Source organism: Mesorhizobium sp. WSM4850 (assembly GCF_055811735.1).
In genome coordinates this window covers 1-25,887 of record NZ_JBVVPV010000005.1, presented here as the reverse complement: position 1 = coordinate 25,887, position 25,887 = coordinate 1, and the positions used below count along the sequence as shown (strand labels likewise).

Here is a 25,887-nt window from a genome sequence, read left to right as displayed (position 1 = left end):
CAAGGGAGGAAGTACATGTTGCGCAAATTGCTTATCGGAACGGCTCTCGGCTCGGGTCTTGCGTTCGCGGCCCATGCCCAGGACGTCAAGGAAGTCGAGATGCTGCATTGGTGGACGTCTGGCGGCGAAGCGGCTGCCTTGAACGTGCTCAAGGAGGATCTGGCCAAGCAAGGCTTTGCCTGGAAGGACGTGCCCGTGGCCGGCGGCGGCGGCGACGCCGCCATGACCGCGCTGAAGGCGATGGTCGCGGCGGGCAACTACCCGACCGCCTCGCAGATGCTCGGCTATACCGTGCTCGATTACGCCGCAGCCGGCGTGATGGGCGACCTGACCGAGGCGGCGGTTAGGGAAGGCTGGGACAAATCCGTGCCGGCCGCCCTGCAGAAATTCTCGGTCTATGACGGCAAGTGGGTCGCGGCTCCGGTCAACGTCCACTCCGTCAACTGGCTGTGGATCAACAAGGCGGTGATGGACAAGATCGGCGGCACCGAGCCCAAGACCTTCGACGAATTCATCGCGCTGCTCGACAAGGCCAAGGCTGCGGGCGTCATCCCGCTCGCGCTTGGCGGCCAGAACTGGCAGGAAGCCACCATGTTCGATTCGGTCGTGCTGTCGACCGGCGGACCTGAGTTCTACAAAAAGGCCTTCAACGACCTCGACGAAGAGCAGCTGAAATCCGACACGATGAAGAAGTCGTTCGACAACCTTGCCAAGCTCGTCACCTATGTCGACCCGAACTTCTCCGGCCGCGACTGGAATCTCGCCACCGCCATGGTCATCAAGGGCGATGCGCTGGTGCAGGTGATGGGCGACTGGGCCAAGGGCGAATTCAACGCCGCCAAGAAGACCCCGGGCACCGACTTCCTGTGCTATCGCTTCCCGGGCACCGACGGCAGCGTGGTCTACAACTCCGACATGTTCGGCATGTTCGACGTTCCGGAGGACCGAAAGGCCGCGCAGGTCGCCTTGGCCACCGCAACTTTGTCGAAGAGCTTCCAGTCGGCCTTCAACGTCGTCAAGGGCTCCGTCCCGGCCCGCACCGACGTGCCCGACACCGACTTCGACGCTTGCGGCAAGAAGGGCATGGCCGACCTGAAGGCCGCCAACGAAGGCGGCACGCTGTTCGGTTCGCTGGCGCAAGGCTATGGCGCGCCGCCGGCCGTCGCCAATGCCTACAAGGACGTCGTCTCGAAATTCGTCCACGGCCAGATCAAGACCTCGGACGAGGCCGTGACCCAATTGGTCAACGCAATCGAAGACGCCAAATAAGAACCGGCATGAAAGGACCTTCCCCGCTCCGGTGGGGAAGGTTCCACCAAGCCAGGATGGTCGGCTTCTGGTCGGAATGGCGCCGGCGATCAACCAACACGCCCCGTCTCGACGGGGCTATCCTTCCCCGCCTGGCGGTGAAGGGACCCGCGAGGGAGGAGCCCATGACAACGGTCGCGACCCAGATCAAGCTGACGCCGGAGCATAATGCGCGCCCGGGCGCGTCGGTGCGTTCGCGCCTGCAGGACGCGCTGCCGAAGATCGTGCTGGCGCCAAGCTTTGCGATCACCATCGTCTTCGTCTACGGCTTCATCCTGTGGACGGTCTATCTGTCCTTCACCAACTCCAAGACCTTCCCGTCCTATGCGCTGACTGGGCCGCGTGCCTATCAGAGGCTGTGGCGCTGGACCTTCGAGAGCGACCCGCCGTCGAGCTGGTACACGTCGATCACCAATATGGGCATTTTCGGCTTTCTCTACATCTTCATTTGCCTGGCGCTCGGCCTTTTCCTGGCCATCCTGCTCGACCAGAAGATCCGTGGCGAAGGCATGTTGCGGCCGATCTATCTCTACCCGATGGCGCTGTCCTTCATCGTCACCGGCGTCGCCTGGAAATGGTTCCTCGATCCCGGCCTCGGCCTCGAGCAGACGCTGCATCAATGGGGCTGGACGAGCTTCCATTTCGACTGGATCAAGAACAAGGATTTCGTCATCTACACCGTGGTGATCGCCGGCGTCTGGCAGGCCTCGGGCTTCATCATGGCGATGTTCCTCGCCGGCCTGCGCGGCATCGACGGCGAGATCATGAAGGCGGCGCAGATCGACGGCGCCACCACGTTCCAGCTCTATCGCCGGATCGTCATCCCGCTGCTGCGGCCGGTCTTCCTCTCGGCCTTCATCGTGCTCGCTCACCTCGCCATCAAGTCCTACGATCTGGTCGTAGCACTGACCAGCGGCGGGCCGGGCGGCTCGGCCTGGCTGCCGTCGAACTTCATGTATGAGTACACTTTCAAGCGCAACGAAATGGCCGTCGGCTCGGCCAGCGCCGTGATCATGCTGATGACCATCACCGCGATCATCGTGCCCTATCTCTATTCCGAGCTCAGGGAGCGGCCGCGATGAGCGTCATTGCCACGCCCACTCGCCAGAGCACTGGCGGCATCAGCGCCAGGACCGTCAACCGCATCGTCATCTACGGCCTGCTGGCGCTGTTCGCGCTGTTCTACCTGATGCCGCTGTTCGTCATGCTGGTGACCTCGTTCAAGACCATGGACGAGATCCAGAACGGCAACATGCTGGCGCTGCCGCAGGCGCCGACCTTCGAGCCGTGGCTGAAGGCGTGGGGCGAGACCTGCGTCGGCCTGACCTGCGCCGGGATCAAGGGCTATTTCTGGAATTCCATCAAGATGGTGGTTCCAGCGGTGCTGATCTCGACGCTGCTCGGCGCACTCAACGGCTATGTACTGACCAAATGGCGCTTCCGCGGCCACACGCTGGTCTTCGGACTGATGCTGTTTGCCTGCTTCATTCCGTTCCAGTCGGTGCTGTTGCCGATGGCGACGATCCTCGGCAGCCTTGGCCGTTTCGGCGTGACGCTGCGAAACGCTACGGGATTTTCATTCGGCTTGGGCAATCCGACGGTCAACCTGGTCTTTGTCCACGTCGTCTACGGGCTCGGCTTCACCACTTTGTTCTTCCGCAATTATTACGAGGCGTTCCCGACCGAACTGGTCAAGGCGGCACAGGTCGACGGAGCCAGCTTCTTCCAGATTTTCCGGCGCATCATGCTGCCGAATTCGATGCCGATCTTCGTCGTCACCGTCATCTACCAGTTCACCAACATCTGGAACGACTTCCTGTTCGCCTCGGCCTATGCCGGCACCGGCGACGCGATGCCGATGACCGTGGCGCTGAACAACGTCGTCAACACCTCGACCGGTGTCGTCGAATACAACGTCAACATGGCGGCGGCGATGATCGCCGCACTGCCGACCCTTCTCGTCTATGTGGTCGCTGGCCGCTATTTCGTGCGCGGCCTGATGGCCGGCGCCGTCAAAGGATAATCGAATGGCTTTTCTCGAAATTGATGGGCTGAGGAAGCGGTTCGGATCGGTCGAGATCCTGAAGGGCATCGACGTTGATCTCGAAAAGGGCGGCTTCCTCGTCCTGGTCGGCCCGTCCGGCTGCGGCAAGTCGACCTTGCTCAACACCATCGCCGGCCTGGAAACTATCACCGAAGGCGAAATCCGTGTCGACGGACGCACGATCAACGACCTCCACCCCTCGAAGCGCGACATCGCCATGGTGTTCCAGAGCTATGCGCTCTATCCGAACATGACCGTTGCGGGAAACATTGCCTTCGGCATGGAGATGCGCGGCGTGCCGGCCCAGGAGCGCCAGAAGGCGATCGACAAGGTGGCGAAGGTGCTGCAGATCGGCCACCTCCTGCAGCGCAAGCCGAGCCAGCTTTCCGGCGGCCAGCGTCAGCGCGTCGCCATGGGCCGGGCGCTGGTGCGCGACCCCAAGCTGTTTCTCTTCGACGAGCCGCTCTCCAATCTCGACGCCAAGCTGCGCGTCGACATGCGCATCGAGATCAAGCGGCTGCACGCAACCACCGGCACCACGATCGTCTACGTCACCCACGACCAGATCGAAGCGATGACGCTGGCCACCAAGATTGCGGTGATGCGCGACGGCGAGGTGCAGCAGTTCGGCACGCCTGCCGAAATCTACAACAACCCGACCAACCTGTTCGTCGCCGACTTCATGGGCTCGCCGGCGATGAACCTGATCCCGGCGACGATCGGCGGCAATGGCAATGCGCTTTCCGTGGTGCTGCAGCGCGAGGCGCGCGAGCCGATCTCGCTGCCGCTGGCCGATGCGCCGACTGGTCTGTCGGCATTCCACGACAAGCCGATCATTTTTGGCGTCCGTCCCGAGGCCCTGACCGATCCTGAAGGAGCCGAACGCAACGCATCGAACATCGCCACCGCCGACTGTCACATCGAGGTTGTGGAACCGGCCGGCTCCGACACCTTCGCCGTCACCAATCTCGGCGGCAAGGCGGTGGTGGCGCGTCTGCGCGCCGACGCCAACATCCAGCCGGGCACGGTCACGCCGCTTGCCTTCAATCTGACCAAGGCGGTGTTCTTCGATCCGGCGACCGAGAACCGCATCCTCTGACAGCCATGACAAACCCGGACATCGTCATTATCGGCTCCGGCATCGGCGGCGCCACGATCGCTTCCGGCCTTGCCGGCAGTGGCGCCTCGATCCTGATGCTGGAGCGCGGCGAACTATTGCCGGCGACGCCGCACACGCGCGACACGCGCGCCATCTTCGTCGACGGCCACTACCGGCCGAAGGAGATGTGGCGCGAGGCCGGGGGTGCTGCGTTCAATCCCGGCAATTATTACTATGTCGGCGGCAATTCGAAATTCTATGGCGCGGTGCTGATCCGCTACCGCAGGGAAGACTTTTCCGTCATGGAACACTATGGCGGCGTCTCGCCGGCCTGGCCGTTCTCCTATGAGGAATTCGAGCCCTGGTATTCCAGGGCCGAGCAGCTTTTTCGCGTGCGCGGCGCACTCGGCGAAGACCCGACCGAACCGTTCCACTCGATCCCCTACCCCTTCGGGCCGGTGCCGGACGAGCCGCCGATCGCCCGCGCCCGCGCCGAACTCATGGGCCTCGGCCTGCATCCGGCATCGCTGCCGCTCGGCGTCGACATCGATGCCTGGCTAAAGGACGGCAAGACAGGCTGGGACGCGTTTCCCAACACCGGGACCGGCAAGGTCGACGCCCAATCGGGGCCGCTGACAGCGGCACTTGCCGACCCGAACATCAGGCTCGAGACCGGTGCTCATGTCGAATACCTCGAAGCCTCACCGGAAGCCAGGACGATCGCCGCCATTCATTATCGCCAGAATGGCATACTGACGAAAGTGACGCCGAAACTGGTCATCCTCTCGGCCGGCGCGGTCAATTCCGCCGCCATCCTGCTGCGTTCGCCGTCCCCGAACGGAAACGGCCTTGCCAACCGCTCCGACCAGGTCGGCCGCAACTTCATGAACCACAATTCGAGCGCCATGCTGGCGATCGATCCGCGCCGCAGGAACACCTCCGTCTACCAGAAGACGCTGATGCTCAACGACTACTATCTATCCGACGGCAAGGGCGGCAAGCCGCTCGGCAACGTCCAGCTTCTCGGCAAGATCGACGGTCATATCCTGAGGGCCAACGTCAAGCTTGCACCCAAATTCGCGCTGGACTTCATGGCCGGCCACGCCGTCGACTGGTATCTGATGTGCGAGGACCTGCCAGACCCCGAAAGCCGCATCATGGTCGACGGCAAGGACATCGTCATGCAGTGGCGGCGCTCCAACATGCAGTCACTCGACGGGCTGACCAAGGTGATGCGTGAAAACTTCCGCGCCTGCGGCTATCCGATCGTCCTGTCGCGGCCTTTCGACAAGCGCACGCCTTCGCACCAGTGCGGCACGGTCAAGATGGGCGACGATCCGGCAACCTCGCCGCTCGACCCGTTCTGCCGCTCGTTCGACCACAGGAACCTGTTTGTCGTCGACGCTGGCTTCCTGCCGAACTCGGCCGCGGTCAATCCGGCGCTGTCGATCGCCGCACAAGCGCTGCGCGTTGCCGACCACATCCGCAAGACGGAGCTAGTCGCATGAGCCGTCCGGCAGCCATCATCACCGGCGGCGCGCGCGGCATCGGCCTTGCCTGCGCCGAAGCGCTGGCCGATGCGGGCTTCGATATGCTTGTCGTGGACCTTGCCGAGAAAGCCGGCGACGGGCTTGCCGCTGACATCACCGCCCGCGGTGCGAAATTCGCCTACCATTGCGGCGACATCGCCGATCTCGACCGCCATGCAGCATTGGTCGATGCCGCGACAAGCGCCTTCGGCCGCATCGACTGCCTGGTCAACAATGCCGGCATCGGCGCTGTGGTACGCGGCGACCTGCTGGAATTGAAACCGGAAAATTTCGACCGGATCCTCACCATCAATCTGCGCGGCACCGTCTTCCTCAGCCAGGCCGTTGCCAGGGCGATGCTTGCGGCGCCGGCTGATCACCCGAAATCGATCATCACCATCACCTCAGTCAGCGCCGAAATGGCCTCGCCGGAACGTGCCGACTACTGCATCTCCAAGGCCGGACTTTCGATGTGGGTGAAAGCCCTGGCGCTGCGCCTCGCCGCCGAAAACATCGGCGTGTTCGAGGTGCGGCCGGGCATCATCCGCACCGACATGACGTCAGGGGTAATGGCCAAATACGACGCGCTGATCGACGGCGGGCTGGTGCCGGCAAAGCGCTGGGGCGAAGCCGCCGATGTCGGCGCCGCCGTTGCCGCACTCGCCGGCGGCAAGCTCGGCTTTTCGACCGGCTCGATCATCAATGTCGACGGCGCGCTGTCGGTGCCGAGACTGTGAACAGGTGACGCCATGACCGACTACATCATCGTCGGCGCCGGCCCGGCCGGCTGCGTCCTGGCCAACCGGCTGAGCGAAGATCCGTCGCATCAGGTGCTGCTGCTCGAGGCCGGCGGCAAGGACTGGCATCCGCTGATCCACATGCCGGCCGGCTTCGCCAAGATGACCAAGGGCATCGCCGCCTGGGGCTGGTCGACCGTGCCGCAAAAGCACATGAAGGACCGCGTCTTCCGGTACACGCAGGCCAAGGTGATCGGCGGCGGTTCCTCCATCAACGCCCAGATCTACACGCGCGGCAATGCCCGCGACTACGACGCCTGGGAGAAGCAAGAGGGCCTTGCCGGCTGGGGCTATCGCGACGTGCTGCCCTATTTTAAGCGGGCCGAGAACAACCAGCGCTACGCCAACGATTTTCACGGCGACCAGGGTCCGCTCGGCGTGTCGAACCCGATTGCGGCGCTGCCGATCTGCGAGGCTTATTTCCGCGCCGGACAGGAGATGGGCATTCCCTTCAATCCGGACTTCAACGGGGTAGCCCAGGAAGGCGTCGGTTATTATCAATTGACCCAGAAGGACGCGAGACGCTCCTCTGCTTCGGTCGCCTATCTCAGGCCGATCCGCGCACGAAAAAACCTGACCGTCAGGACCGATGTGCTGGTCACGCGCATCGTCATCGACAAGGGCCGCGCCGTCGGTGTCGAGATCGTCGACAGGCCGGGCGGCGAGAAGAAAACCCTGCGCGCCGAGCGCGAAGTGATCGTCTCGTCCGGCGCCATCGGCTCGCCGAAGCTGCTGATGCAGTCGGGCATCGGCCCGGCCGACCATCTGAAGTCGGTCGGCGTGACGCCGGTGCACGACCTGCCCGGCGTCGGCTCCAACCTGCAGGATCATCTCGACCTGTTCGTCATTGCCGAATGCACCGGCGACCACACCTACGACAACTACGCCAAGCTGCACCGGACGGTGTGGGCCGGCCTGCAGTACCTGCTGTTGAAAAATGGTCCGGTTGCCTCCAGCCTGTTCGAGACCGGCGGCTTCTGGTACGCCGACCCGACCGCCGCCTCGCCCGATATCCAGCTGCATCTCGGCCTCGGCTCCGGCATCGAGGCCGGTGTCGAAAAACTGAAAAATCCGGGCGTGACGCTGAACTCGGCCTTCCTGCGCCCTCGATCGCGCGGCACGGTCCGGCTGAACAGCGCCGACCCCGCCGACCACCCGCTGATCGACCCGAACTACTGGTCCGATCCCTACGACCGCGACATGTCGATCAAGGGCCTCAGGCTGGCACGCGAGATCATGCGGCAGAAAGCGCTGGCCCCCTACGTGCTGCGCGAGGTGCTGCCGGGACCGACACTCACCAGTGACGACGAGCTGTTCGACTATGCCTGCCGCAGTTCCAAGACCGACCACCACCCTGTCGGCACCTGCCGCATGGGTCATGATGCGATGAGCGTGGTGACGCCCGATCTCAGGCTGCGTGGTATCGAGGGCTTGCGCGTCTGCGACGCGTCGGTGATGCCGCGCATCCCATCCTCCAACACCAATGCGCCAACCATCATGGTCGGCGAAAAAGGCGCCGATCTGATCCTTGGCCGCGTCCCGCTGCCGCCGGCCGTGTTTTCCACCAACCAAGCGGCATGAGATTCCAAGAATGATCAGGCATTGTGTTTTAGCTCGATTCCGCAATGACATCACCGACGAAGAGCGCGCGGCAATCCATGCCGATCTTGAGGCGCTGCGGCGGGTGATCGACGGTATGGGCAAGGTCGAATTCAGCGCCAATGTCAGCCCAGAACCGTTCGCGCGCGGCTTCACGCACGGCTTCACCATCGACTTCCGCGATGCCGCCGCACGCGACGCCTATCTGGTGCATGAGGCTCACAGCCGAGCCGGCGCTGGGCTGGTCGCGGCGCTTGAAGGCGGAACCGACGGGCTGATGGTGTTCGACCTCGAGATAGGCGCTTAATGCATGTCGCGCAAAGGTGTGCAGCGGTTTTGCGTTAACGGCATGCATAAAACAACAATCTAAAGCGCGTCGCGTGAGGTCGGTCGAACGCGACGCGCTTTAGCCTATCCAAGCCTCAGCGCGACGACGCCGGCAACAATGCTGAGCACGGCGGCACCGCGCCACGCCGTCATCTTCTCGCCGAGCGCAAACACCGAGATCATCATGGCGAACAGGATCGAGGTTTCGCGCAGCGCCGCGACCGAGGCGATCGGCGCCTTGGTCATCGCCCACATCACGATCCAGTAGGCAGCGCCGCTGAGCACGCCGGTGTACACGCCCGCCTTCCAGTCGCGCGCCAGGACCGGCAGCGCCTTTGGTCCGCGGAAGATCAGGCACAGCACCAGCGCCCACAGCGCATCGCAGACGAACAGCCATGCGGCATAGCTCGACGCCGTCGCGGCCAGCCGCGCGCCGCTGCCGTCGGACAGCGTATAGCCGGCAATGAAGATCGAGGTGCCCAGCGCAAAGCCGACGGCGCGCAGGTTCAGCCTTTCCAGATGCGCGCCGCCGCGAAACGACAGCACCAGCGTCCCGGCCGACAAGAGAACAATGCCGACAATGGCGAGCGGCGCCGGAACTTCGGCGACGACCACAATGCCGCCAAGTGCAGCCAGCAGCGGTGCCGTGCCGCGCGCCAGCGGATAGGTCTGGGCGAAATCGCCGGCCTTGTAGGCGCCTATCAGGAACGTCCTGTAACCCATGTGGAAGATCACCGAGGCGATGATGTACGGCCACACTTCCGCTTTCGGCACCTCGACAAATGGCAGCGCCAGAAGCGCCACGGCGCCCATGCCGAGCGTCATCAGCGTGATCGACAGGAAGCGGTCGAGATGGACCTTGACCACCGCGTTCCAGATCGCGTGCATGGCGGCGGCAGCAAGCACCGCGAAGAAGACGGACAAAGTCATCGGCGGCTCATGCGCCTTCGGCCCCCGTCGCGAACGGCGTTTCCAGGTCGATGTCGACCCGCAGCGGAAAATGGTCGGAGGCGATTTCGCCGATATCGGCACTGGCCGAGCGCACCCGTCCCGCCAACATGCCACCGACGAAGCAGTGGTCGAGCCGTCGCTTTGCCAGCCTGCCGTCGATGGTTTTCACATGGGTGTGGAAATCCGCCGTCGGTTCGCCGGCGACGGCGGCGGCATCGACAAAACCGTTGAGATAGGCAGCACCGCGATGGTACGGCGTGCTGCAGACGATGCGCCGGTACTCGGCGCTGCCCGGCTCCATGTTGAAATCGCCCATCCAGATCGCCGCCAGCGGGTTTTCCGGCTCCGGCTCGCCATTGCTCCAGTTGCGCACGGGCTCATCGTCGGCGCCGCTCCACGGGCCGCCCTCGGACGGCGCGCGGCGATGCTCGGCGAGCAGATAGTCGATCTGCTCCAGCCGCTCTTCGGCGGCGATATGCGCCAGATGCAGCGACAGCACCCGCACCGGACCGGCAGGGGTGTGGATCATGCATTCGAGCGCTGCGTTGCGGGTGTTGAGCGGACGCACGGTGCGGCGCAGCGGCAGCGTGTGCAGGCGCGACCAAACGATCGGCAGCCTGGACAGGAGCATGGTGCCGAATTGCCGCCGACGGTTGACGATGCGGCCGTCACGCCGTTCGCTGGCGTCCATGTCGAAGGCCGGCCCATAAACCCAATAATGTTCGGGCAGCAGTCGCGAAAGAAGTTCCGGCTGGTCGTCCTCGTTGCTGCGCAGCCAGTGCCGTTCCACCTCCTGCAAGGCGATGATGTCGGCGCCGGCGACGATCCTGGCGCAGCGCGAGAGATCGTAGCGACCGTCGCCGCCGAACCCGTACTGGATGTTGTAGCTGACCAGCTTCATTGCTTACCCGGCTCAATTCCCTGAAAGCAGTAGCCGTTGGGCTGATCGGCTGCAATGTGCAGCCGGATGTTCAAACGAAGAGATAGAGCGGCGGTACGATTCGATTTGAAAGCCCGCCGCTCTAAGTCGTCAACGGCTGGAATCGTCCGGGCGGAGAAGCGGCCAATTCCGACCAGTCGATTTCCTCCTCCAGGCGATGATACGCTTCGTCGCCGATCGTTCCGTCGATGCGCAATTGCTCCAGCGCGTCACGCTGGCTCTTGATGGCATAGAGGCGCAACCTGTCGTACTCGGTTGCAGCCTGGGCGTCGTCAGGATTTTCGGCGATCACGCGCTGCGCGGCAAATTGCTCGCGGACCACGGCCGCGGCATTCGATGTCTTGCCGCTCAACACGTCCAGCGCTGCCTGCATGATGGCGACGCGTGCCTGCGCGACCTCGCGGTCGACAGTTTCGTCCGGATCGAGACGAAGCAAGCGCAGCAGCGGCTTCAGGCTGATGCCTTGCAGCACCAGGGTGCCGAGCACGACTGAGAAAGCGGCGAGCACAATCGGGTCGCGGCCGGGAAAGTCAGCCGGCAAGGCAAACGCTGCCGCAAGCGTAACCAGACCGCGCATGCCGCACCAGCCGATCAGCACGCCGCCGCGAAACGACGGCGCCTCGGCCTGCCGGTCCGCGTCACCGAAGCTGGCAAGCCACCTCATGATCGCACCGCATCCCAGCACCCAGACGAGGCGCGAGACGACGACGACAGCCAGCACGGCTGCGGCGAAGACGAACGCTTCGATCTTCCCCTGCTCGGCAAGCCGGCCGACGATCGACCGTGCCTGAAGTCCCATCAGGACGAAGGCCAGCACGTTGAGCACGAACACCGCCGTCTCCCAGACCGAGTAGGAGCTGACGCGATTTCTGGCCGGCATGCGGCGCGGCGCGGTACGTGCGATGGTCATGGCATAGACGACGATCGTTATGATGGCGGAGAGCCCGATCCTGTCGGCCAGGATCCAGACGCCGAACGTCCCGGCAAATTGCACCACCGTGCCACTTGCAGGATCTCTGATGCGACTGAGGGTGACGAGAGACAATCGGCCGAGCACATAGCCCGCGGCGAGGCTGCCGACTGTCGACAGCAAGATCATCGGAACCGCGCTGCTCAGCAGGATGGAGCCGGCAGTTGCGGAAACCGCCATGCGGTAGATCAGCAGTGCCGTGGCGTCGTTGAGCAGGCTTTCGCCTTGCAGGATCGTGGTGACGCGGTGCGGCACCTTGAACTGTCCAAGCACGGCCGACGCCGCCACGGCATCGGGCGGCGCCACGATCGCGCCAAGGGCAATGGCCGCAGCGATCGGCAGGCTTGCCATTGTCCATCCGACGAACGCCACGACAGCGGTGGTGAAAACGACGGCGCCCAGTGCCAGCAGGACAAGCGGCAGCCTGTAGCGATTGAGATCGCGCAGCGACGTGTCGTAGGCCGCGTCGAGAAGCACCGGCGCGATGAACAAGGCGAGCGCCAGTTCGGGATCGATCTCGATGGTCGGCGCAAACGGCAAGAAGGCGATGCCCGCGCCTGCCAGCGCCAGCAACGACGGATAGGGAACCTGGAGACGCCGCGACAACGCCGTCAGCGCGACGGCGATCAGCAGGAGAACAAGGGTCAGCTCGAAAAGCGCCATGCCTCATCGTAGCGGTGAAGCCGGGCGATTGGCACTGCAAAAACGGCGATGGCTCGGCTGGTGAATGGTGAATGGTGAATGGTGAATGGTGAATGGTGAATGGTGAATGGTGAATGGTCGGTTGCAAAGAAATTTCGCCGCGTAAAGTGCCTTCTTGCTACTCACTATTCACTATACACCATTTCACCATTCACTCTTCCCCTAATGCAGCACCAGCATGTCGCCCGACGAGAACGAAATCTCGGCCTTCTCGCCGACAGCGGGCGGCGGCGCGGCCGGGCTGTTGAACGTGTCGAGCGACACCGTGCTGCCGCCGATGCCGACGCGAACCCGGATGACCGAGCCGAGGAAGTGCACTTCGGTGATCTCGCCCGAAAGACTGGAGTCGCGGCCGGGATGGCGGCCGAGCGAAATCGCCTCGGGCCGCAGCGCCAACGACAGCGTGTCGCCGGACTTGGAGCCGTTCAGCTTTCCCTGCAGCGAGACCTCTTGCGAATTGACGCGCACCTTGCCCGAGGCTGCATCGGTGACGGTGCCTTCGAGCACGTTCAGCGTGCCGACGAAATTGGCGACGAACTTGGTTGCCGGCCGGTTGTAGATCTCGAACGGCGTGCCGACCTGCTCGGCCTTGCCGCCATACATGACGGCGATGCGGTCGGAGATCGACAGCGCCTCTTCCTGGTCGTGGGTGACGAAGATTGTGGTGATGCCGAGCCTCTTCTGGATCGAGCGGATTTCCTCGCGCAGCGACACGCGCACCTTGGCGTCGAGCGCCGATAACGGCTCGTCGAGCAGCAGGAGCTTCGGCTTCGGCGCAATCGCCCGCGCCAGCGCGATACGCTGCTGCTGGCCGCCGGAGAGCTGATAGGGATAACGGTCGCCCATCTGCGGCAGCTTGATGAGGTCGAGCATCTCGGCAACGCGCCTGTCGGCATCGGCCTTTGGCATGCCCGCGACCTTAAGCCCGAAGCCGATGTTTTGCGCCACGGTCAGGTTGGGAAACAGAGCATAGGCCTGGAACACCATGCCGACATTGCGCTGGTTGGGTTTGAGCCGGGTGATATCCTTGCCGGCCACGACGATCTTGCCGGCGCTCGGCTCCTCGAAGCCGGCGACCATACGCAGCACCGTCGTCTTGCCGCAGCCCGACGGCCCGAGGAAGGAGACGAATTCGCCCGGCTCGACGTCGAGGTTGAAATCCTGGACGACGGTGGTGGCGCCGAAGGATTTTCGAACCTGCTGGATGGAGAGGAATGGCTCGGCCATGGCTTTTCTTTCGGTCAGTACTTTTTCGATCAGTTTGGCCGGTTCGCCGATCGCGGCGCAAAACGCGACAGGATCTGGATCAGCGACATGCAGCCCCAGGTAATGGCGAAGGCGATGATGGCAAGTGCCGCCGGCTCATAGGCGCGATTGGCGCCGATGTTCTGCAGGTAGGGACCGAAGGCCGGCCGATTGAGCAGGCTGGCCATGGTGAATTCGCCGAGGACGATAGCGAAGGTAAGGAAGGCGCCCGACAATACCGCGATCAGCACATTGGGCAGAATGACACGGGCGATGATCGTGCCCCAGCCGGCGCCGAGGATCTGCGCCGCTTCCGTCAGCGTGCGCACGTCGATAGTGCGAAGCCCGGTGTCGACGGCGCGGTACATATAGGGCAGCGCCAGCGTCGCATAGCCGATGACCAGCAAGGCGTTGCTGCCCGTGTCGCTCGCCAGGAACGGCAGCGGCGAGTTCGATCCGTACATTCTGATGTAGCCGAAGACGATGACGATGGCGGGGATAACCAGCGGCAGCAGAGTGATGAACTCGACGACCGGTCTCAGTTGCGGCAGCCGTAGCCGGATCCAGTAGGCGGTGGGCACAACAATGAGCACGCCGAGGATGATGGTGAAGATGGCGGCAAGCACCGAATAGCCGAAGGTCGCCTGGAAGCGGGGGTCGCCTAGCACGACCTCGTAGGCGTCGAAGGAATAGACCCCGCGCCGCATGCGCATCGAGAATTCCACGGTCGCGATCAGCGGAATGAAGAAATAGGCCGCGCCCAGCGCGAAGACGACCCAGGCCCAGAAACGTCCGCTCTTCATTTGAGCCACCTTTCGCTGCGCGTCCGGAACCAGATGTAGAAGACGTTGGCGAGGCCGGTGATGACGATCATGCCGAAGGCAATGGCATAGCCGAGATGCGGGTTGTGCAGCACGTCGCCGCGGATCTGTGCGTAAAGCACGATGGGAATGATGTTGAGCGACGAGCCGGTCAGCGCATAGGCGGTGGCGATAGCGCCGAAGGCGTTGGCAAACAGCAGGATGACGGTGCCGAGAAAACTCGGCCATATCACTGGGATGACGACCATGCGCCAGTATTGCGCCGTGGTGGCGCCAAGCGTCGCGGCCGCCTCGCCCCATTCCTTCTTCAGTCCGTCGATCGCCGGCGTGATGATGACCACCATCAGCGGGATCTGGAAATAGACATAGGTCAGCGTCAGGCCCCAGAACGACAGGATGTTGAAGCCGTGGGCGTAAATGTTGAGGCCGAACACGGTGTTCAGGATCACCGTCGCGAGGCCGAGCCGGCCGAGCGTAGCGAGGAACGCAAAGGCTAGCGGCACGCCGGCGAAATTCGAAGCCACGCCGGAAAAGGTCAGCGTCGCCGAACGTATCCAGTTCGGCAGGCCGCCGCGCACGATGGCAATGGCAATGGCCAAACCGGCAAATGCCCCGATGAGCGACGAAGCGAGGCTGATCTTGATCGAGATCCAGTAGGCGGCAAGGATAGTGGGCAGCCTGCAGTTTCCGTCGACCCAGGAGATCCAGGAATCATATTGGCACTGTATGTAGTTCGACAGATTGGGTGGGTCGAAGATACCGACAATGTTGTCGAAGGTGAACGTGCCGGCAGCGTTCTGGAAGGCGCCAAGCACCAGATAGAGTGTGGGCAGGACCAGGAACATGATGGCGAAGATGAAGAACGGCGCCACGCCCAGCCATTGCGTCGGCAGCCGAAACGCGCGCGCCTCGCTGGGCGGCGCCGTCTTCCCGGCAATCGCGTGATCGGAAAGCGAGAGATCGGTCATGCGCCGGCTACCGTCTAATCGCATCGGCCCGAAAATCGAACTCGATTTTCGGAAAGCACGATGCGGAAATTTGAGTTCTAGAGCGTACTTTGTGCGTCCGACGCGCGTCGCTCTAGCGGGAATACCGGGCGGCGGTGAAGCCGCCCGGCGGTTTTCAACCTTACTGAACGTTGGCGCCGACGACGGCGTCCCAGTTCTTGGTGATGACTTCCTTGGCCTTGCCCTGCTCTTCGAGCGACGGGAACACCGCGGCCTCATAGGATGCGGCCGGCGGCAGCTTGGCCATCACGTCCTCCGGGATTTTGCCGTTCTTGGCGAGATCGTTGAAGCGGATCGGGTGGCAATAGCCCTTCAGCCAGCCAATCTGGCCTTCGTCGGAATAGAGATATTCCAGCCAGAGCTTGGCAGCGTTCGGATGCGGCGCGTAGGCGCTGATCGCCTGCACGTAGACGCCCGCGACGACACCGGTCTTCGGCACGACGACGTCGACCGGCGGATTGCCTTTCAGCGTGTCGCGGCCGGCAAGCGCGTTGTAGTCCCAGTTGATCAGGATCGGTGTCTGACCCTGTGCAAGCGTCGCCGGCTTGCCGATGACCGGAACGAAATTGCCGGCGGCATTGAGCTTCTTGAAGAACTCGAGGCCGGCAGTACCTGCGGCTTCACCGGCCGCGGCGCCGCTTGAAAGACCAGCGGCGTAGACCGCCTGGATTGCCTGATTCGAGGCGCGTGGATCACCGGCGAGCGCGACGGCGTTGGCGTATTCCGGCTTAAGAAGATCGGCCCAATCAGTCGGCACTTCCTTGACCAGATCCTTGTTCACCATCATCGCCAGCACGCCGTAATAGTCGCCGGTCCAGTAGCCTTCGGGATCCTTGGCGCTGTCGGGGATCGTGTCCCAGGTCGACACCTTGTAGGGTTGAATCAGGCCGTCGGCCTTGGCGGTCGGGCCGAAGGACAGGCCGACGTCGATGACGTCGGGCGCCTGCGGGCCCTTATTGTCCTTGTTGGCCTTGATCGCCTCGATCTCGTCGCCGGAGCCGGCATCGGGGTTGAGCTCGTTTACAGTGATTTCCGGATATTTCGCCTTGAATCCGGCGATCACCGCGCCATAGCCGCACCAGTCATGCGGCAGCGCTATGGTGGTGAGCTGGCCTTCCGCCTTGGCGGCGGCGACCAGTTCATCCATGGATTGCGCCGACGAGATGGCAGAGGTCGCCATCAGGGCGACGGCCGTAAGGGAAAGCACTTTTCCCGTGAATTTGAACATGTGTTCTCTCCGTTGAACTGACGCCGTTTGGACGCCTGCGATGCGGTATCGTTTTCGTGTGACGGCCCGATGAATGGTTTGTGAAAGCGATGCCCTGCAGTATGAAAAAGTAAACTCTTTTTAACCGGCTGTAGCAATCGCTTCACGACTATTTTTCCGGCTAATAAGTTTCGGTCTTGCCTTTCATCTTTCCCCCTTTCTTTGCCTTTGTTTCCCAAATCGATCTCCGGCGCGAATACTGTCTCAGACAGTGCCGGCAATGGCGTTGTCGAGCAGCGTCAGCGCCGCCTTCCTGGTTAGCTTGACCGGGTTGCCGCCGGCGGTCGGATCGACCACCGCCATGTCGGCGATCAGGCCCCTGCGCTTCTTGTCCATGTCGAGCCCGTTGATCAGGCTCGGCAGCGCGTGCGGCACCTTCAATTCTTTGCGCAGCTTGATGACGGCCTTGGCGAAACCGTCGAAGCCGCCCTTGATGCCGCAATAAGCCGCGAGCCGGGTGATGCGCGCCTCGATTGCATCGCGGTTGAAGGCCAGCACGTAAGGCATGAACACGGCGTTGGTCATGCCGTGATGAGTGTCGTAGAGCGCGCCGATCGGATGCGACAGCGAGTGGATGGCGCCCAGCCCTTTCTGGAAGGCGGCAGCACCCATCGCTGCCGCGCTCATCATGTGGGCGCGGGCGACGAGATCCTTGCCGTTGGCATAGGCTTTCGGCAGGTTTTCCAAGACGAGCCGCACGCCTTCGACGGCGATGCCATCGGCCATCGGATGATACCCCGGCGCGCAATATGCTTCGAGGCAGTGAGCAAGTGCATCCATGCCCGTGCCGGCGGTGATAAAGCCGGGCATGCCGACCGACAGTTCCGGATCGGCGATGACGATCGCCGGCAAAAGTTTCGGATGGAAGATGACCTTCTTGGTGTGGCTCGCTTCATTGGTGATGACGCCGGCGCGGCCGACCTCCGAGCCGGTGCCGGCCGTGGTCGGCACCGCGACGATCGGTGCGATCGCGTCGGAGTTGGCGCGCGTCCACCAGTCGCCGATATCCTCGAAATCCCAGACCGGCCGCGTCTGGCCGGCCTGGAAGGCGATCAGCTTGCCGAGGTCGAGCGCCGAGCCGCCGCCGAAGGCGATGACGCCGTCATGCTTGCCTTTCTTGAACACGGCAATGCCGGCGGTCAGGTTGGAGTCCACCGGGTTCGGCTTGACCTCGGAAAACACGCCATAGGGCACCTTGGCGTCGTCGAGGATCTTCAACGTAGAAGCGACGACCGGCAGCTTGGCCAGCCCTGGATCGGTGACGAACAGCGGCCGCTTGATGCCGGTGGCATCAAGCACATCAGGCAATTCCTTGATGCGCCCCGCGCCGAAGCGCACGGTTGTCGGATAGTTCCATTTGGAAATCAATTTTGTCATTTCTGTCTTTCGAAAAAATCAGATGGCTTCACGCAGATGATATGATTTCGGCCTCGTCAGATTGTCGTAGCCGATGGCCGAGAGTGCGGCGCCCTTGCCAGTGTCCTTGACGCCGGTCCAGACCAGCGCCGGGTCGAGATAGTCGCAGCGGTTCATGAAAACGGAGCCGGTCTCGACGCGATCACCGATCGCCGCCGCATGGTCGGTGTCGCGCGTCCAGATCGAGGCCGTCAGCCCGTAGGGGCTGTCGTTCATCAGCGCGATCGCCTCCTCGTCGTTGCGCACCTTCATGATGCCGACGATTGGCCCAAAGCTCTCCTCGCGCATGACACTCATCTGGTGATCGACCCCGGTCAGCACTTCAGGCGCCAGATAGGGCGAGCCTTGCTCGTCATTGGCCAGCTTCATGTTGATGTGCGCCCTGGCACCCTTGCGCAGCGCCTCGGCCTTCTGCTCGCGGATCAGGTCGGCAAAGCGCGCCTGTGCCATCGGTCCCATCGTCGTCGCCTGGTCGAGCGGGTTACCGACGACGTAGTTCCTGGTTTCGGCGATGAAGCCTTCGACGAACTCGTCATAGACCTTCTCGTGGATATAGACGCGCTCGATGCCACAGCAACACTGGCCGGAATTGTAGAAGGCGCCGTCGACCAGGTTGGCGACGGCGTGGTCCATCTTGGCATCGGCCAGGACATAGGCCGGATCCTTGCCGCCGAGTTCAAGGCCGAGCGTCATGAAGGTGCCCGCTGCGGCCTTTTCGATGGCGCGGCCGCCGGCGACCGAGCCGGTGAAATTGACATGGTCGATCTTGCCCGAGCCGAGCAGTCTTTCGGTCTGCGCATGGTTCAAGACGAGGTTCTGGAACAGACCCTTGGGCAGGCCTGCCTTGTCGAACGCCTGTTGAAAGCGGTCGCCGACCAGCAGCGTCTGCGCCGCATGCTTGAGGATGACGGCGCTGCCGGCCATCAGCGCCGGCACGATGGTGTTGACGGCGGTGAGATAGGGGTAGTTCCACGGCGCGATCACCATGACCACGCCGAGCGGCACCTTCTTCACATAGCGGCGAAACCCGTCCTTCGGATTGGAGGCCATCACCGGCTTGAGTGCCGCTTCGGCGATCTCGACCATATAGCTGGTGCGTTCCCTGACGCCGCCGAACTCGCCGCCATAGCGCACCGGGCGGCCCATCTGCCAGGCGATCTCCGGCACGATCTCGTCGGTCATGGCGACCAGCGCTTCCAGCATGCCGAGCATGTACTTGCCGCGCTCGACGATCGGCGTCTCAGCCCATTTCTCCTGCGCCGCCTTGGCACGCTCGACCGCCGCATTGATCGCCTGGTCCGTGGCCACAGGCCGCTCGGCATAGATCGAACCATCGACGGGAGATTTTATCTTGACCGTTTCGGTCATTCCTTGGGTCCTCGCAATTTACGACAATCTCGGTTTTGAGCCGCCCGCCCGTCCGGCAGCAAAGCTGAACGGCGACGCTGGCGTAGTTTAGTACCGCTCAAACCCCCTGTGCAGTTCCCAATCGGTAATGCGGCGGTCGTATTCGAACTGCTCCCAGTGCGCCGTATGGACATAATGCTCGAGCACGCCGTCGCCGAGCGCCTGCTTCAGCATCTCCGATTTTGCCAGCGTCTCGGTGGCGTCACGCAGGGTCTTCGGAATTTCCGGCAGCTGCGAGGCTTGATAGGCATCGCCGACGAAGGGTTTTTGCAGTTCAAGCTTTTCGTCGATGCCGGCCAGGCCGGCCGCGATCAGCGCGGCGAAGGCGAGATAGGGGTTGAGATCGGCGCCGCCGATGCGGCATTCCATGCGGATGCCCTTGGTGCCCTCGCCGCACAGGCGGAAACCGGCGGTGCGGTTGTCCTCGCTCCACATGATCTTGGTCGGCGCGAAGGTGCCGGCCTGGAAGCGCTTGTAGGAGTTGACGTAGGGCGCCAGGAACCAGGTGAATTCTCTGGCATATTTGAGCTGGCCCGCCGCCCATTGCTGGCCGAGCGTCGACAGTGTCCATTCGGCCTTTCTGTCGTAAAAAAGCGGCGTCTCGCCGTCGGCGCTCCACAGCGAATTGTGGATATGGCTGGAATTGCCGGCCAGCCCGTAATTGTACTTGGCCATGAACGAAATCGCCTTGCCTTCGGACTCAGCGATTTCCTTGGCGCCGTTCTTCAGGATGACGTGGCGGTCGGCCATCTCGAGCGCCTCGGCATAGCGGACATTGATTTCTTCCTGGCCCGGACCCCACTCGCCCTTGGAGTTCTCGATCGGAATGCCGGCTGCCTGCATCTCGTTGCGCAGCCGGCGCATGACGCCTTCTTCCTTGGTGGTGATGCCGATCTGGTAGTCGCCGATATAGGGCGAGGCTGTGTCGAGGCCCTGCCAGTGCTTCTTGCGGGCGGAATCGTAGGTTTCGCTGAACAGATAGAATTCGAGCTCGGAGGCGAAATAGCCGAGATAGCCGCGCTCGGTCAGCCGCTTGACCTGCTTCTTCAGGATGGCGCGCGGCGAATGCGGCAGGTCGTCATGGGTGTGGTGGTCGAGCACGTCGCAGATCACCACCGCCGTCTTTTCCAGCCATGGAATGCGCCGCAGCGTCGACAGATCCGGCTTCATGACGAAGTCGCCATAGCCTTTCGACCAGCTCGCCGCCTTGTAGCCGGGCACCGGTTCCATATCGATGTCGGCGGCCAGGAGATAGTTGCAGCCATGCGTCTCGTCATGGGCGGAATCGACGAAATACTGTGCCAGGAACCGCTTTCCCGCCAGCCGCCCCTGCATGTCGACAATGCACGCCAGCACGGTGTCGACCTCGCCGCTGGAGACCGCTTTCTTCAACTGATCGAACGAAAAATTTCCGGCCATTTAAAACTCCAGCGTCCAGGTTCGCAAAGCCGCCCGCCGAAGCGGGCGGCCTTGTTCGCAGTCTCAATCAGCCGTAGCGATAGGGCGCCCCGGCCTTCCTCATCGATTCGTTGTACTTCTTGATGATGTCGACGACCTTTGCGCTGCGCTCGCTCTGCGCGGCGATCTCGTCCCAGAACTTTACTGCCTCTTCCTCGACCTTCGACCATTCCGCATCCGGAATGGTGGTGAGCTCAAGCTTGCCGGTGTTGCGGTAGTTGGCTTCGCCAGCCCAGTACCAATGCTGGCGATAGTAGTGTGAGGCATCGATTGCCAGGCGGAAGAGCTGCTGCAGATGCTCGGGCACAGCCTTCCACTTCCCGGTATTGACGAAGTAGGAGCCGGCCCAGGCGCCCGACAGCGGGTTCGTTAGGTAGTATTTCAGCGCGTCGGCCCAGCCCACGGTATGCATCTCTGTGATGCCGCACCAGCACACACCGTCGAGTTCTCCGGTCTGCATGGCGGGTTGCACGTCCTCGTAGGGAAGCGACACCGGCACCACTCCGAAGCGCGACAGGAACTGGCCGCCGGTAGGGAAGGTGTAGACGCGCAAGCCCTGCAGGTCGGCGAGGGACTTGATCGGCTTCGTCGTGCCGAAGTTGCAGGGGTCCCAGGCGCCGGTGGAGAGCCATGTCACGTCGGGAATCTCGGCATAGGCCTCTTCCCAGATCTCCTTCAGACCGTGCCAGTGCCACAGCGCCGGCACATCGAGGGAATAACGCGCGGCGAGCGGGAAATAAGCGCCGAACACCTTGACGTCGACCGGAGCGGCGGCCGAATCGTCGTCGCTCTGGGCCGCATCGATCGTGCCCGACTGGACAGCACGAAACAGCTCGCCATGCGGGACGAGTTGATCTGCGGTGTAGAGCTCGATCACCATCTCGCCATTGGCGGCTTTGTTGAACCAGTCGATCGAGTTCTTGATGACGTGCTCGGCCAAGGCCGGACCGGCATAGGTCTGCAGGCGCCATGTTATCGGGCTCTGTGCCTTGACGTAGGGCATGGCCAGCGTGGACGCACCGACCGCGCCCGCGGTCGTCAATCCCGCTTTTCGCAGGAAATCGCGTTTGTTTATTTTTCTTGTTTGCTCAGTCATCGTTCCGTTCTCCTCTTCGACACTCCTGCATGCGTGCAGGTCCACTATTTCCTGGGAAGCTCATTCTTCCTCTTTTGGTTCTTTCCTCGACGCATCACCCATTTCCAGTTGCCTATCGTCCCGAATAGAGGCTTGGCAGCCACAGCGCGATCTGCGGGAAAATCATGATGATGATCAGCGACAGCACCATCAGGAAGAAGAATGGCACGATGGAGCGATAGATGTCGGCCAACGTGATCTCGGGCGGCGCCATTGCGCGCATCAGGAACAGATTATAGCCGAAGGGCGGTGTGATGTACGCGATCTGGCAGGTGATCGTGTAGAGGATGCCGAACCAGATCGGATTGAAGCCGAGGCTGATAACCAGCGGGATGTAGAGCGGCGCGACGATGACCAGCATCGCGGTGTCGTCGAGAAACATTCCCATGACGATGAAGGAGAGGAGCATCAGCACCAGGATGGTCCACGGGCTGAACTCCCATGTGTCGATCAGCAGCGCCTTGACCGCCTTTACCGCGCCCAGCCCGTCATAGACCGAGCTGAAGCATAGCGCGCCGAGGATGATCCAGAGGAACATGCAACTGATGCCAAGCGTGTTACGCGTAGCCGTCTCGAAGGATTTCCGGTTCAGGTTTCCCGCCCACCAGGCGCCGAGCGTTGCCAGCACCGCCCCCACGACCGAGCTTTCCACGAGGCTCGTCACTCCGGTCATGAACATGCCCATCATGACGCCGAAAATGGCAATCGGCAGCAGACCTTCCCTGAGCAGGGCGAACTTTTCGGCGCGAGTGATCAGCGCGCGCTCATCGGCCGGCAGCGCCGGGCCGGCTTCCGGCTGGATGAGACAGCGTAGATAGACATAGACGCCGAAGATCAGCGCCATCAGCAGGCCAGGGCCAACCCCGGCCAGCCAAAGGTCCAGCACCGGCTGCCGGGCGATCATGGCGTAGAGCACCAGGACGACGCTCGGCGGTATCAGGATACCGAGCGAGGAACCTGCCTGGATGACACCGGTGACCATCGACTTGTCGTAGCCGTGGCGCAGCAACTGCGGCAGAGCGATCGTCGCGCCGATCGCCATGCCGGCCACCGACAGGCCGTTGAGCGCGGCAACCAGCACCATCAGGCCGATCGTGCCCAGCGCCAGCCCACCGCGCACCGGCCCGAACCAGACGTGGAACATCCGGTAGAGGTCTCCCGCCAGGCCGGATTCCGACAGCATGTAGCCCATGAAGATGAAGAAGGGCACGGTGATCAGCGGGTACCAGTTCAATACCTGGAAGGAGGCGTTGAAGGGCATCTCGAAGGATCCCTGCCCCCACAGCCACAGGGCCGCCGCCGAACCGACGAAGCCTATGACGCCAAAGACGCGCTGTCCGGTGAAGAGCAGCACCATCATGGTTCCGAACATGAAAAGGGTGATCGCCTCGGAACTCATGCGATCGGCTTCCCGCGGGCAATGGCTACGTCTTTGATGAAGGTCGAGATGCACTGCAGCAACATCAGGAAGACGCCCGTCGTCATCACCACCTTGATCGGCCAGAGCACGGGAGACCAGGCCGAGTAGTTCTTCTGATTGTATTGGATGGCGTAGTTTGTGCTCGACAGGCCACCGCCGAGAAGCACGACCAGGAAGAAGATAACAAAAAGGATGGTGATGGCGTCGGTGATCGCACGCTTCCTTGCATTGAGGCGGCTATAGAAGAGGTCCATCCGCACATGTTGATCGAGTTGCAGGGCATAGGCGCCACCTACCAGATAGTAGGCGGAGAGCAGGAACTGCGACATTTCCAGCACCCAGTTGATCGGCACGCCGAAAATGATCCGCGACAGCGTCGAGTAGAGCAGGATCGCGCCCATGACGAACAGCAGGTACATGGCGACGCGTCCGACGCGATAGTTTATCGCGTCAACGTAGCGGACAAAAAGCTGTGCGGCTTGGGGCAATGGTCTCTTCCTGTCGAATTATCGGATCGGATGGGCCGGGATCGGCCTGCCGCGCCGCGGCAGGGAATCGGGACCCATTGATGGTTCCGGCGTGTGAATGCCAACGAAGATGCCCGCGAGCAGATCCGCCCATTTTCGCTGCCCGGCTCCGTCGGATATTTCGTCGTTGCGGATTTCGATCATCGCGCAGGGTAACCCCCGCGGGCGCGCGTGCCGTTCCAGCGTGAAATAGACGCGGTCGGCCGGCGAATAGGGTTCGTTGACGCCGACTGTGACGCCGGCGAGCCGCTGCAACGCGGCGACAAGCGGCGCTGCCAGCCGACGATCCTCGTCATGGATGACGCCGATGTGCCAGGGCCGGCTCTTGCCGTTGTAGACCGGGTTGAAGGAATGGATTGAAACCAGCCGCGTCTCGAGCCCGCGCGCCAGCCTTGTGTCGATGATGTCAGCGACCGCATCATGAAAGGGTTGCCAGGACAGAGCGATGCGCGCGGTGCGCTGCTTCTGCGACAGGCCGGCATTGCCCGGAATGGCCGTGCTCTCGCTGACCGGCGGCACCAGATCGGGTGCGTCGAGCGGGCGATTGCAGTCGATGACAAGCCGCGAAATGCGAGTCTCGACCAGCGTCGCGTCAAGCGCCTCGGCCATGCGGCGGGCCACCGGCAGCGCGCCGGGATCCCAGGCGATGTGGCGGGAAAGCTCTTCGGCAGCAAGGCCGAGCGTTCCGAATTCCGGCGGCAGGAAGTTGGAGGCGTGGTCGCAGGTCAACACGAAAGGGCTCGATCCGCCGGGGTTCGTCACCCCTACGGTTTCAGGCGATGCAAGGCTGGCGGGCCGTGCTGTCTCCATTATCCTGTCGTCCCCGGGGAGCGCTGTATCGTATGTTACGTATTTTGCCTCATTGCGTCCCTGTGGATGATTTCATACAGTTTGTCAGGCTTTGTCAAACGCGATTTCGGCAAAGCGGCCAAGGGTGGGGAAAAGATGATTTCGAGCATTGCCGAACTGATCTCGGACCGCATCGGCACGATGCCGGCGGGCGAGCGCCGCGCAGCGCAGACGCTGATCGCCAGCTATCCGCTGATCGGTCTGAAGACGGTCGCCGAATTCTCAGCTGCCGCCGGTGTCTCCTCGCCGACCATCCTGCGTTTCGTCGCCCGGCTCGGTTTCCAGAACTACCCGGAGTTCCAGTCGGCGCTGCAGGACGAACTGGCGGCGCAACTGCAGTCGCCGGCGTCGCGCACGCTCAATCCGCCATCGCCGAACGGCGGCACGGTGTCGCCGATGCTGGAGGCGACGCTCGACAACATGCGCGAGACGTTCAGGCACTTGTCTGAAAAGCAGCTTGCCGACATCGTCGCAAAGCTTGCCGACCGACGCGGCAAAACCTTCCTGATCGGCGGCCGCTTCACCGATCCGCTGGCGCGCTACATGGCCGCTCACCTCGCCATCATCCAGCCCAATGTCTTTCACCTCGCCGGACAGGAAAGCGTCTGGCGCGACCGGCTGATCGACATGGGTAAGCGCGACGTGCTGGTGATCTTCGACATCAGGCGCTACCAGGACAGCCTGGTCCGCTTCGCCGAGACGGCGCACCAGCGCGGCGTGCAGATCGTGCTGTTCACCGACCAGTGGCTGTCGCCGATCGCCCGCTTCGCCCGCCATGTCATAGCCGGGCGCACTGCGGTGCCCTCGGCCTGGGACTCCTCGGCGGCCCTTTTCGTCGTGGCCGAAACGCTGATCGGCGCCGTCACCCGGCAGCTCGAGGCCGACGGCGCCAAACGCATCCGCGAGCTGGAAAGCCTGCGGTAGGGAATAGGGACGCGGCCTGAACTCGACCGCATGATCGCTTCCATGCCGGAGAAGGCGGCCAGCAGGCCGCAAACGCAAAACGGCCCGCGTGATGCGGGCCGTTTTGTGGATTTGGTTGCGGGGACAGGATTTGAACCTGTGACCT

The 25,887-nt window shown here is 62.8% G+C and carries 23 protein-coding genes; 9 read left to right on the top strand and 14 right to left on the bottom strand.

What is annotated here, in order from left to right; genetic code table 11:
- Positions 1–15 precede the first annotated feature (15 nt).
- From AC0L2Z_RS08235 to AC0L2Z_RS08200, 8 genes are all read left to right on the top strand, one after another.
- Positions 16–1,269, top strand: coding sequence for an ABC transporter substrate-binding protein (locus tag AC0L2Z_RS08235; protein ID WP_473531556.1), 1,254 nt, complete (start codon positions 16–18; stop codon positions 1,267–1,269).
- A 164-nt stretch (positions 1,270–1,433) separates the two neighbouring features.
- A complete protein-coding gene (locus AC0L2Z_RS08230) occupies positions 1,434–2,390 on the top strand; it encodes a carbohydrate ABC transporter permease (RefSeq protein WP_236392586.1) in 957 nt (318 codons plus the stop codon).
- On the top strand, positions 2,387–3,331 hold the full coding sequence (locus AC0L2Z_RS08225; protein ID WP_091600410.1) for a carbohydrate ABC transporter permease: 945 nt from the start codon (positions 2,387–2,389) through the stop codon (positions 3,329–3,331). Before AC0L2Z_RS08230 ends, AC0L2Z_RS08225 begins: the two co-directional genes overlap by 4 nt.
- A gap of 4 nt (positions 3,332–3,335) precedes the next feature.
- A complete protein-coding gene (locus AC0L2Z_RS08220) occupies positions 3,336–4,451 on the top strand; it encodes an ABC transporter ATP-binding protein (RefSeq protein WP_287343843.1) in 1,116 nt (371 codons plus the stop codon).
- 5 nt (positions 4,452–4,456) lie between these two features.
- Positions 4,457–5,959, top strand: a complete 1,503-nt coding sequence (locus AC0L2Z_RS08215) for a GMC oxidoreductase (protein WP_473627475.1) — start codon at positions 4,457–4,459, stop codon at positions 5,957–5,959.
- A complete protein-coding gene (locus AC0L2Z_RS08210) occupies positions 5,956–6,717 on the top strand; it encodes a 3-ketoacyl-ACP reductase (RefSeq protein WP_473627474.1) in 762 nt (253 codons plus the stop codon). The genes AC0L2Z_RS08215 and AC0L2Z_RS08210 overlap by 4 nt, the downstream gene beginning before the upstream one ends.
- Before the next feature lie 12 nt (positions 6,718–6,729).
- Positions 6,730–8,358, top strand: coding sequence for a GMC family oxidoreductase (locus AC0L2Z_RS08205; RefSeq protein ID WP_473627472.1), 1,629 nt, complete (start codon positions 6,730–6,732; stop codon positions 8,356–8,358).
- 10 nt (positions 8,359–8,368) lie between these two features.
- Positions 8,369–8,683 (top strand): Dabb family protein, encoded by a 315-nt coding sequence (locus AC0L2Z_RS08200; protein ID WP_473627471.1) that lies wholly within the window; start codon positions 8,369–8,371, stop codon positions 8,681–8,683.
- A 104-nt stretch (positions 8,684–8,787) separates the two neighbouring features.
- Here the strand turns inward: AC0L2Z_RS08200 and AC0L2Z_RS08195 are convergent, their stop codons facing one another.
- From AC0L2Z_RS08195 to AC0L2Z_RS08130, 14 genes are all read right to left on the bottom strand, one after another.
- A complete protein-coding gene (locus AC0L2Z_RS08195) occupies positions 8,788–9,633 on the bottom strand; it encodes an EamA family transporter (RefSeq protein WP_473627469.1) in 846 nt (281 codons plus the stop codon).
- 7 nt (positions 9,634–9,640) lie between these two features.
- Positions 9,641–10,555 carry an endonuclease/exonuclease/phosphatase family protein gene (locus AC0L2Z_RS08190; protein WP_473627468.1) on the bottom strand — a complete coding sequence of 305 codons (915 nt, stop codon included), beginning with the start codon at positions 10,553–10,555 and terminating at the stop codon, positions 9,641–9,643.
- 121 nt (positions 10,556–10,676) lie between these two features.
- Entirely contained in the window at positions 10,677–12,227 is a 1,551-nt protein-coding gene (locus tag AC0L2Z_RS08185; protein ID WP_473627467.1) for a cation:proton antiporter, read from the bottom strand.
- A gap of 201 nt (positions 12,228–12,428) precedes the next feature.
- The gene (locus AC0L2Z_RS08180) at positions 12,429–13,493 is read right to left on the bottom strand and encodes an ABC transporter ATP-binding protein (RefSeq protein ID WP_287176393.1); all 1,065 of its coding nucleotides are present in this window, start codon (positions 13,491–13,493) and stop codon (positions 12,429–12,431) included.
- 29 nt (positions 13,494–13,522) lie between these two features.
- Complete coding sequence (locus AC0L2Z_RS08175) at positions 13,523–14,314, bottom strand: ABC transporter permease (RefSeq protein WP_473627465.1); 792 nt, start codon at positions 14,312–14,314, stop codon at positions 13,523–13,525.
- The gene (locus tag AC0L2Z_RS08170) at positions 14,311–15,300 is read right to left on the bottom strand and encodes an ABC transporter permease (protein ID WP_027153284.1); all 990 of its coding nucleotides are present in this window, start codon (positions 15,298–15,300) and stop codon (positions 14,311–14,313) included. Before AC0L2Z_RS08170 ends, AC0L2Z_RS08175 begins: the two co-directional genes overlap by 4 nt.
- Before the next feature lie 160 nt (positions 15,301–15,460).
- Positions 15,461–16,567: an ABC transporter substrate-binding protein gene (locus tag AC0L2Z_RS08165; protein ID WP_473627464.1), complete on the bottom strand. Its 1,107-nt coding sequence runs from the start codon at positions 16,565–16,567 to the stop codon at positions 15,461–15,463.
- A gap of 243 nt (positions 16,568–16,810) precedes the next feature.
- A complete protein-coding gene (locus AC0L2Z_RS08160) occupies positions 16,811–17,983 on the bottom strand; it encodes an iron-containing alcohol dehydrogenase (protein WP_473627463.1) in 1,173 nt (390 codons plus the stop codon).
- Between the two features lie 18 nt (positions 17,984–18,001).
- Positions 18,002–19,390: an aldehyde dehydrogenase family protein gene (locus tag AC0L2Z_RS08155; protein WP_473627462.1), complete on the bottom strand. Its 1,389-nt coding sequence runs from the start codon at positions 19,388–19,390 to the stop codon at positions 18,002–18,004.
- 87 nt (positions 19,391–19,477) lie between these two features.
- Positions 19,478–20,848, bottom strand: coding sequence for a glutamine synthetase family protein (locus AC0L2Z_RS08150; RefSeq protein ID WP_473627461.1), 1,371 nt, complete (start codon positions 20,846–20,848; stop codon positions 19,478–19,480).
- Positions 20,849–20,915: 67 nt separating this feature from the next.
- Complete coding sequence (locus AC0L2Z_RS08145) at positions 20,916–21,983, bottom strand: TRAP transporter substrate-binding protein (protein WP_473627459.1); 1,068 nt, start codon at positions 21,981–21,983, stop codon at positions 20,916–20,918.
- A gap of 112 nt (positions 21,984–22,095) precedes the next feature.
- Complete coding sequence (locus AC0L2Z_RS08140) at positions 22,096–23,421, bottom strand: TRAP transporter large permease (protein ID WP_473627458.1); 1,326 nt, start codon at positions 23,419–23,421, stop codon at positions 22,096–22,098.
- Positions 23,418–23,930 (bottom strand): TRAP transporter small permease subunit, encoded by a 513-nt coding sequence (locus tag AC0L2Z_RS08135; protein WP_292410106.1) that lies wholly within the window; start codon positions 23,928–23,930, stop codon positions 23,418–23,420. Before AC0L2Z_RS08135 ends, AC0L2Z_RS08140 begins: the two co-directional genes overlap by 4 nt.
- Before the next feature lie 18 nt (positions 23,931–23,948).
- Positions 23,949–24,779, bottom strand: a complete 831-nt coding sequence (locus AC0L2Z_RS08130; protein ID WP_473627456.1) for an N-formylglutamate amidohydrolase — start codon at positions 24,777–24,779, stop codon at positions 23,949–23,951.
- A 135-nt stretch (positions 24,780–24,914) separates the two neighbouring features.
- Here AC0L2Z_RS08130 and AC0L2Z_RS08125 point away from each other — a divergent pair, with 135 nt between their 5' ends.
- Positions 24,915–25,742 carry a MurR/RpiR family transcriptional regulator gene (locus tag AC0L2Z_RS08125; RefSeq protein ID WP_473627455.1) on the top strand — a complete coding sequence of 276 codons (828 nt, stop codon included), beginning with the start codon at positions 24,915–24,917 and terminating at the stop codon, positions 25,740–25,742.
- Positions 25,743–25,887 lie beyond the last annotated feature (145 nt).

Bases quoted from the DNA above. Each gene is read 5' to 3' on its own strand.
- AC0L2Z_RS08235 (WP_473531556.1), top strand. From the start codon at position 16: ATGTTGCGCAAATTGCTTATCGGAACGGCTCTCGGCTCGGGTCTTGCG.
- AC0L2Z_RS08230 (WP_236392586.1), top strand. From the start codon at position 1,434: ATGACAACGGTCGCGACCCAGATCAAGCTGACGCCGGAGCATAATGCG.
- AC0L2Z_RS08225 (WP_091600410.1), top strand. From the start codon at position 2,387: ATGAGCGTCATTGCCACGCCCACTCGCCAGAGCACTGGCGGCATCAGC.
- AC0L2Z_RS08220 (WP_287343843.1), top strand. From the start codon at position 3,336: ATGGCTTTTCTCGAAATTGATGGGCTGAGGAAGCGGTTCGGATCGGTC.
- AC0L2Z_RS08215 (WP_473627475.1), top strand. From the start codon at position 4,457: ATGACAAACCCGGACATCGTCATTATCGGCTCCGGCATCGGCGGCGCC.
- AC0L2Z_RS08210 (WP_473627474.1), top strand. From the start codon at position 5,956: ATGAGCCGTCCGGCAGCCATCATCACCGGCGGCGCGCGCGGCATCGGC.
- AC0L2Z_RS08205 (WP_473627472.1), top strand. From the start codon at position 6,730: ATGACCGACTACATCATCGTCGGCGCCGGCCCGGCCGGCTGCGTCCTG.
- AC0L2Z_RS08200 (WP_473627471.1), top strand. From the start codon at position 8,369: ATGATCAGGCATTGTGTTTTAGCTCGATTCCGCAATGACATCACCGAC.
- AC0L2Z_RS08195 (WP_473627469.1), bottom strand. From the start codon at position 9,633: ATGACTTTGTCCGTCTTCTTCGCGGTGCTTGCTGCCGCCGCCATGCAC.
- AC0L2Z_RS08190 (WP_473627468.1), bottom strand. From the start codon at position 10,555: ATGAAGCTGGTCAGCTACAACATCCAGTACGGGTTCGGCGGCGACGGT.
- AC0L2Z_RS08185 (WP_473627467.1), bottom strand. From the start codon at position 12,227: ATGGCGCTTTTCGAGCTGACCCTTGTTCTCCTGCTGATCGCCGTCGCG.
- AC0L2Z_RS08180 (WP_287176393.1), bottom strand. From the start codon at position 13,493: ATGGCCGAGCCATTCCTCTCCATCCAGCAGGTTCGAAAATCCTTCGGC.
- AC0L2Z_RS08175 (WP_473627465.1), bottom strand. From the start codon at position 14,314: ATGAAGAGCGGACGTTTCTGGGCCTGGGTCGTCTTCGCGCTGGGCGCG.
- AC0L2Z_RS08170 (WP_027153284.1), bottom strand. From the start codon at position 15,300: ATGACCGATCTCTCGCTTTCCGATCACGCGATTGCCGGGAAGACGGCG.
- AC0L2Z_RS08165 (WP_473627464.1), bottom strand. From the start codon at position 16,567: ATGTTCAAATTCACGGGAAAAGTGCTTTCCCTTACGGCCGTCGCCCTG.
- AC0L2Z_RS08160 (WP_473627463.1), bottom strand. From the start codon at position 17,983: ATGACAAAATTGATTTCCAAATGGAACTATCCGACAACCGTGCGCTTC.
- AC0L2Z_RS08155 (WP_473627462.1), bottom strand. From the start codon at position 19,390: ATGACCGAAACGGTCAAGATAAAATCTCCCGTCGATGGTTCGATCTAT.
- AC0L2Z_RS08150 (WP_473627461.1), bottom strand. From the start codon at position 20,848: ATGGCCGGAAATTTTTCGTTCGATCAGTTGAAGAAAGCGGTCTCCAGC.
- AC0L2Z_RS08145 (WP_473627459.1), bottom strand. From the start codon at position 21,983: ATGACTGAGCAAACAAGAAAAATAAACAAACGCGATTTCCTGCGAAAA.
- AC0L2Z_RS08140 (WP_473627458.1), bottom strand. From the start codon at position 23,421: ATGAGTTCCGAGGCGATCACCCTTTTCATGTTCGGAACCATGATGGTG.
- AC0L2Z_RS08130 (WP_473627456.1), bottom strand. From the start codon at position 24,779: ATGGAGACAGCACGGCCCGCCAGCCTTGCATCGCCTGAAACCGTAGGG.
- AC0L2Z_RS08125 (WP_473627455.1), top strand. From the start codon at position 24,915: ATGATTTCGAGCATTGCCGAACTGATCTCGGACCGCATCGGCACGATG.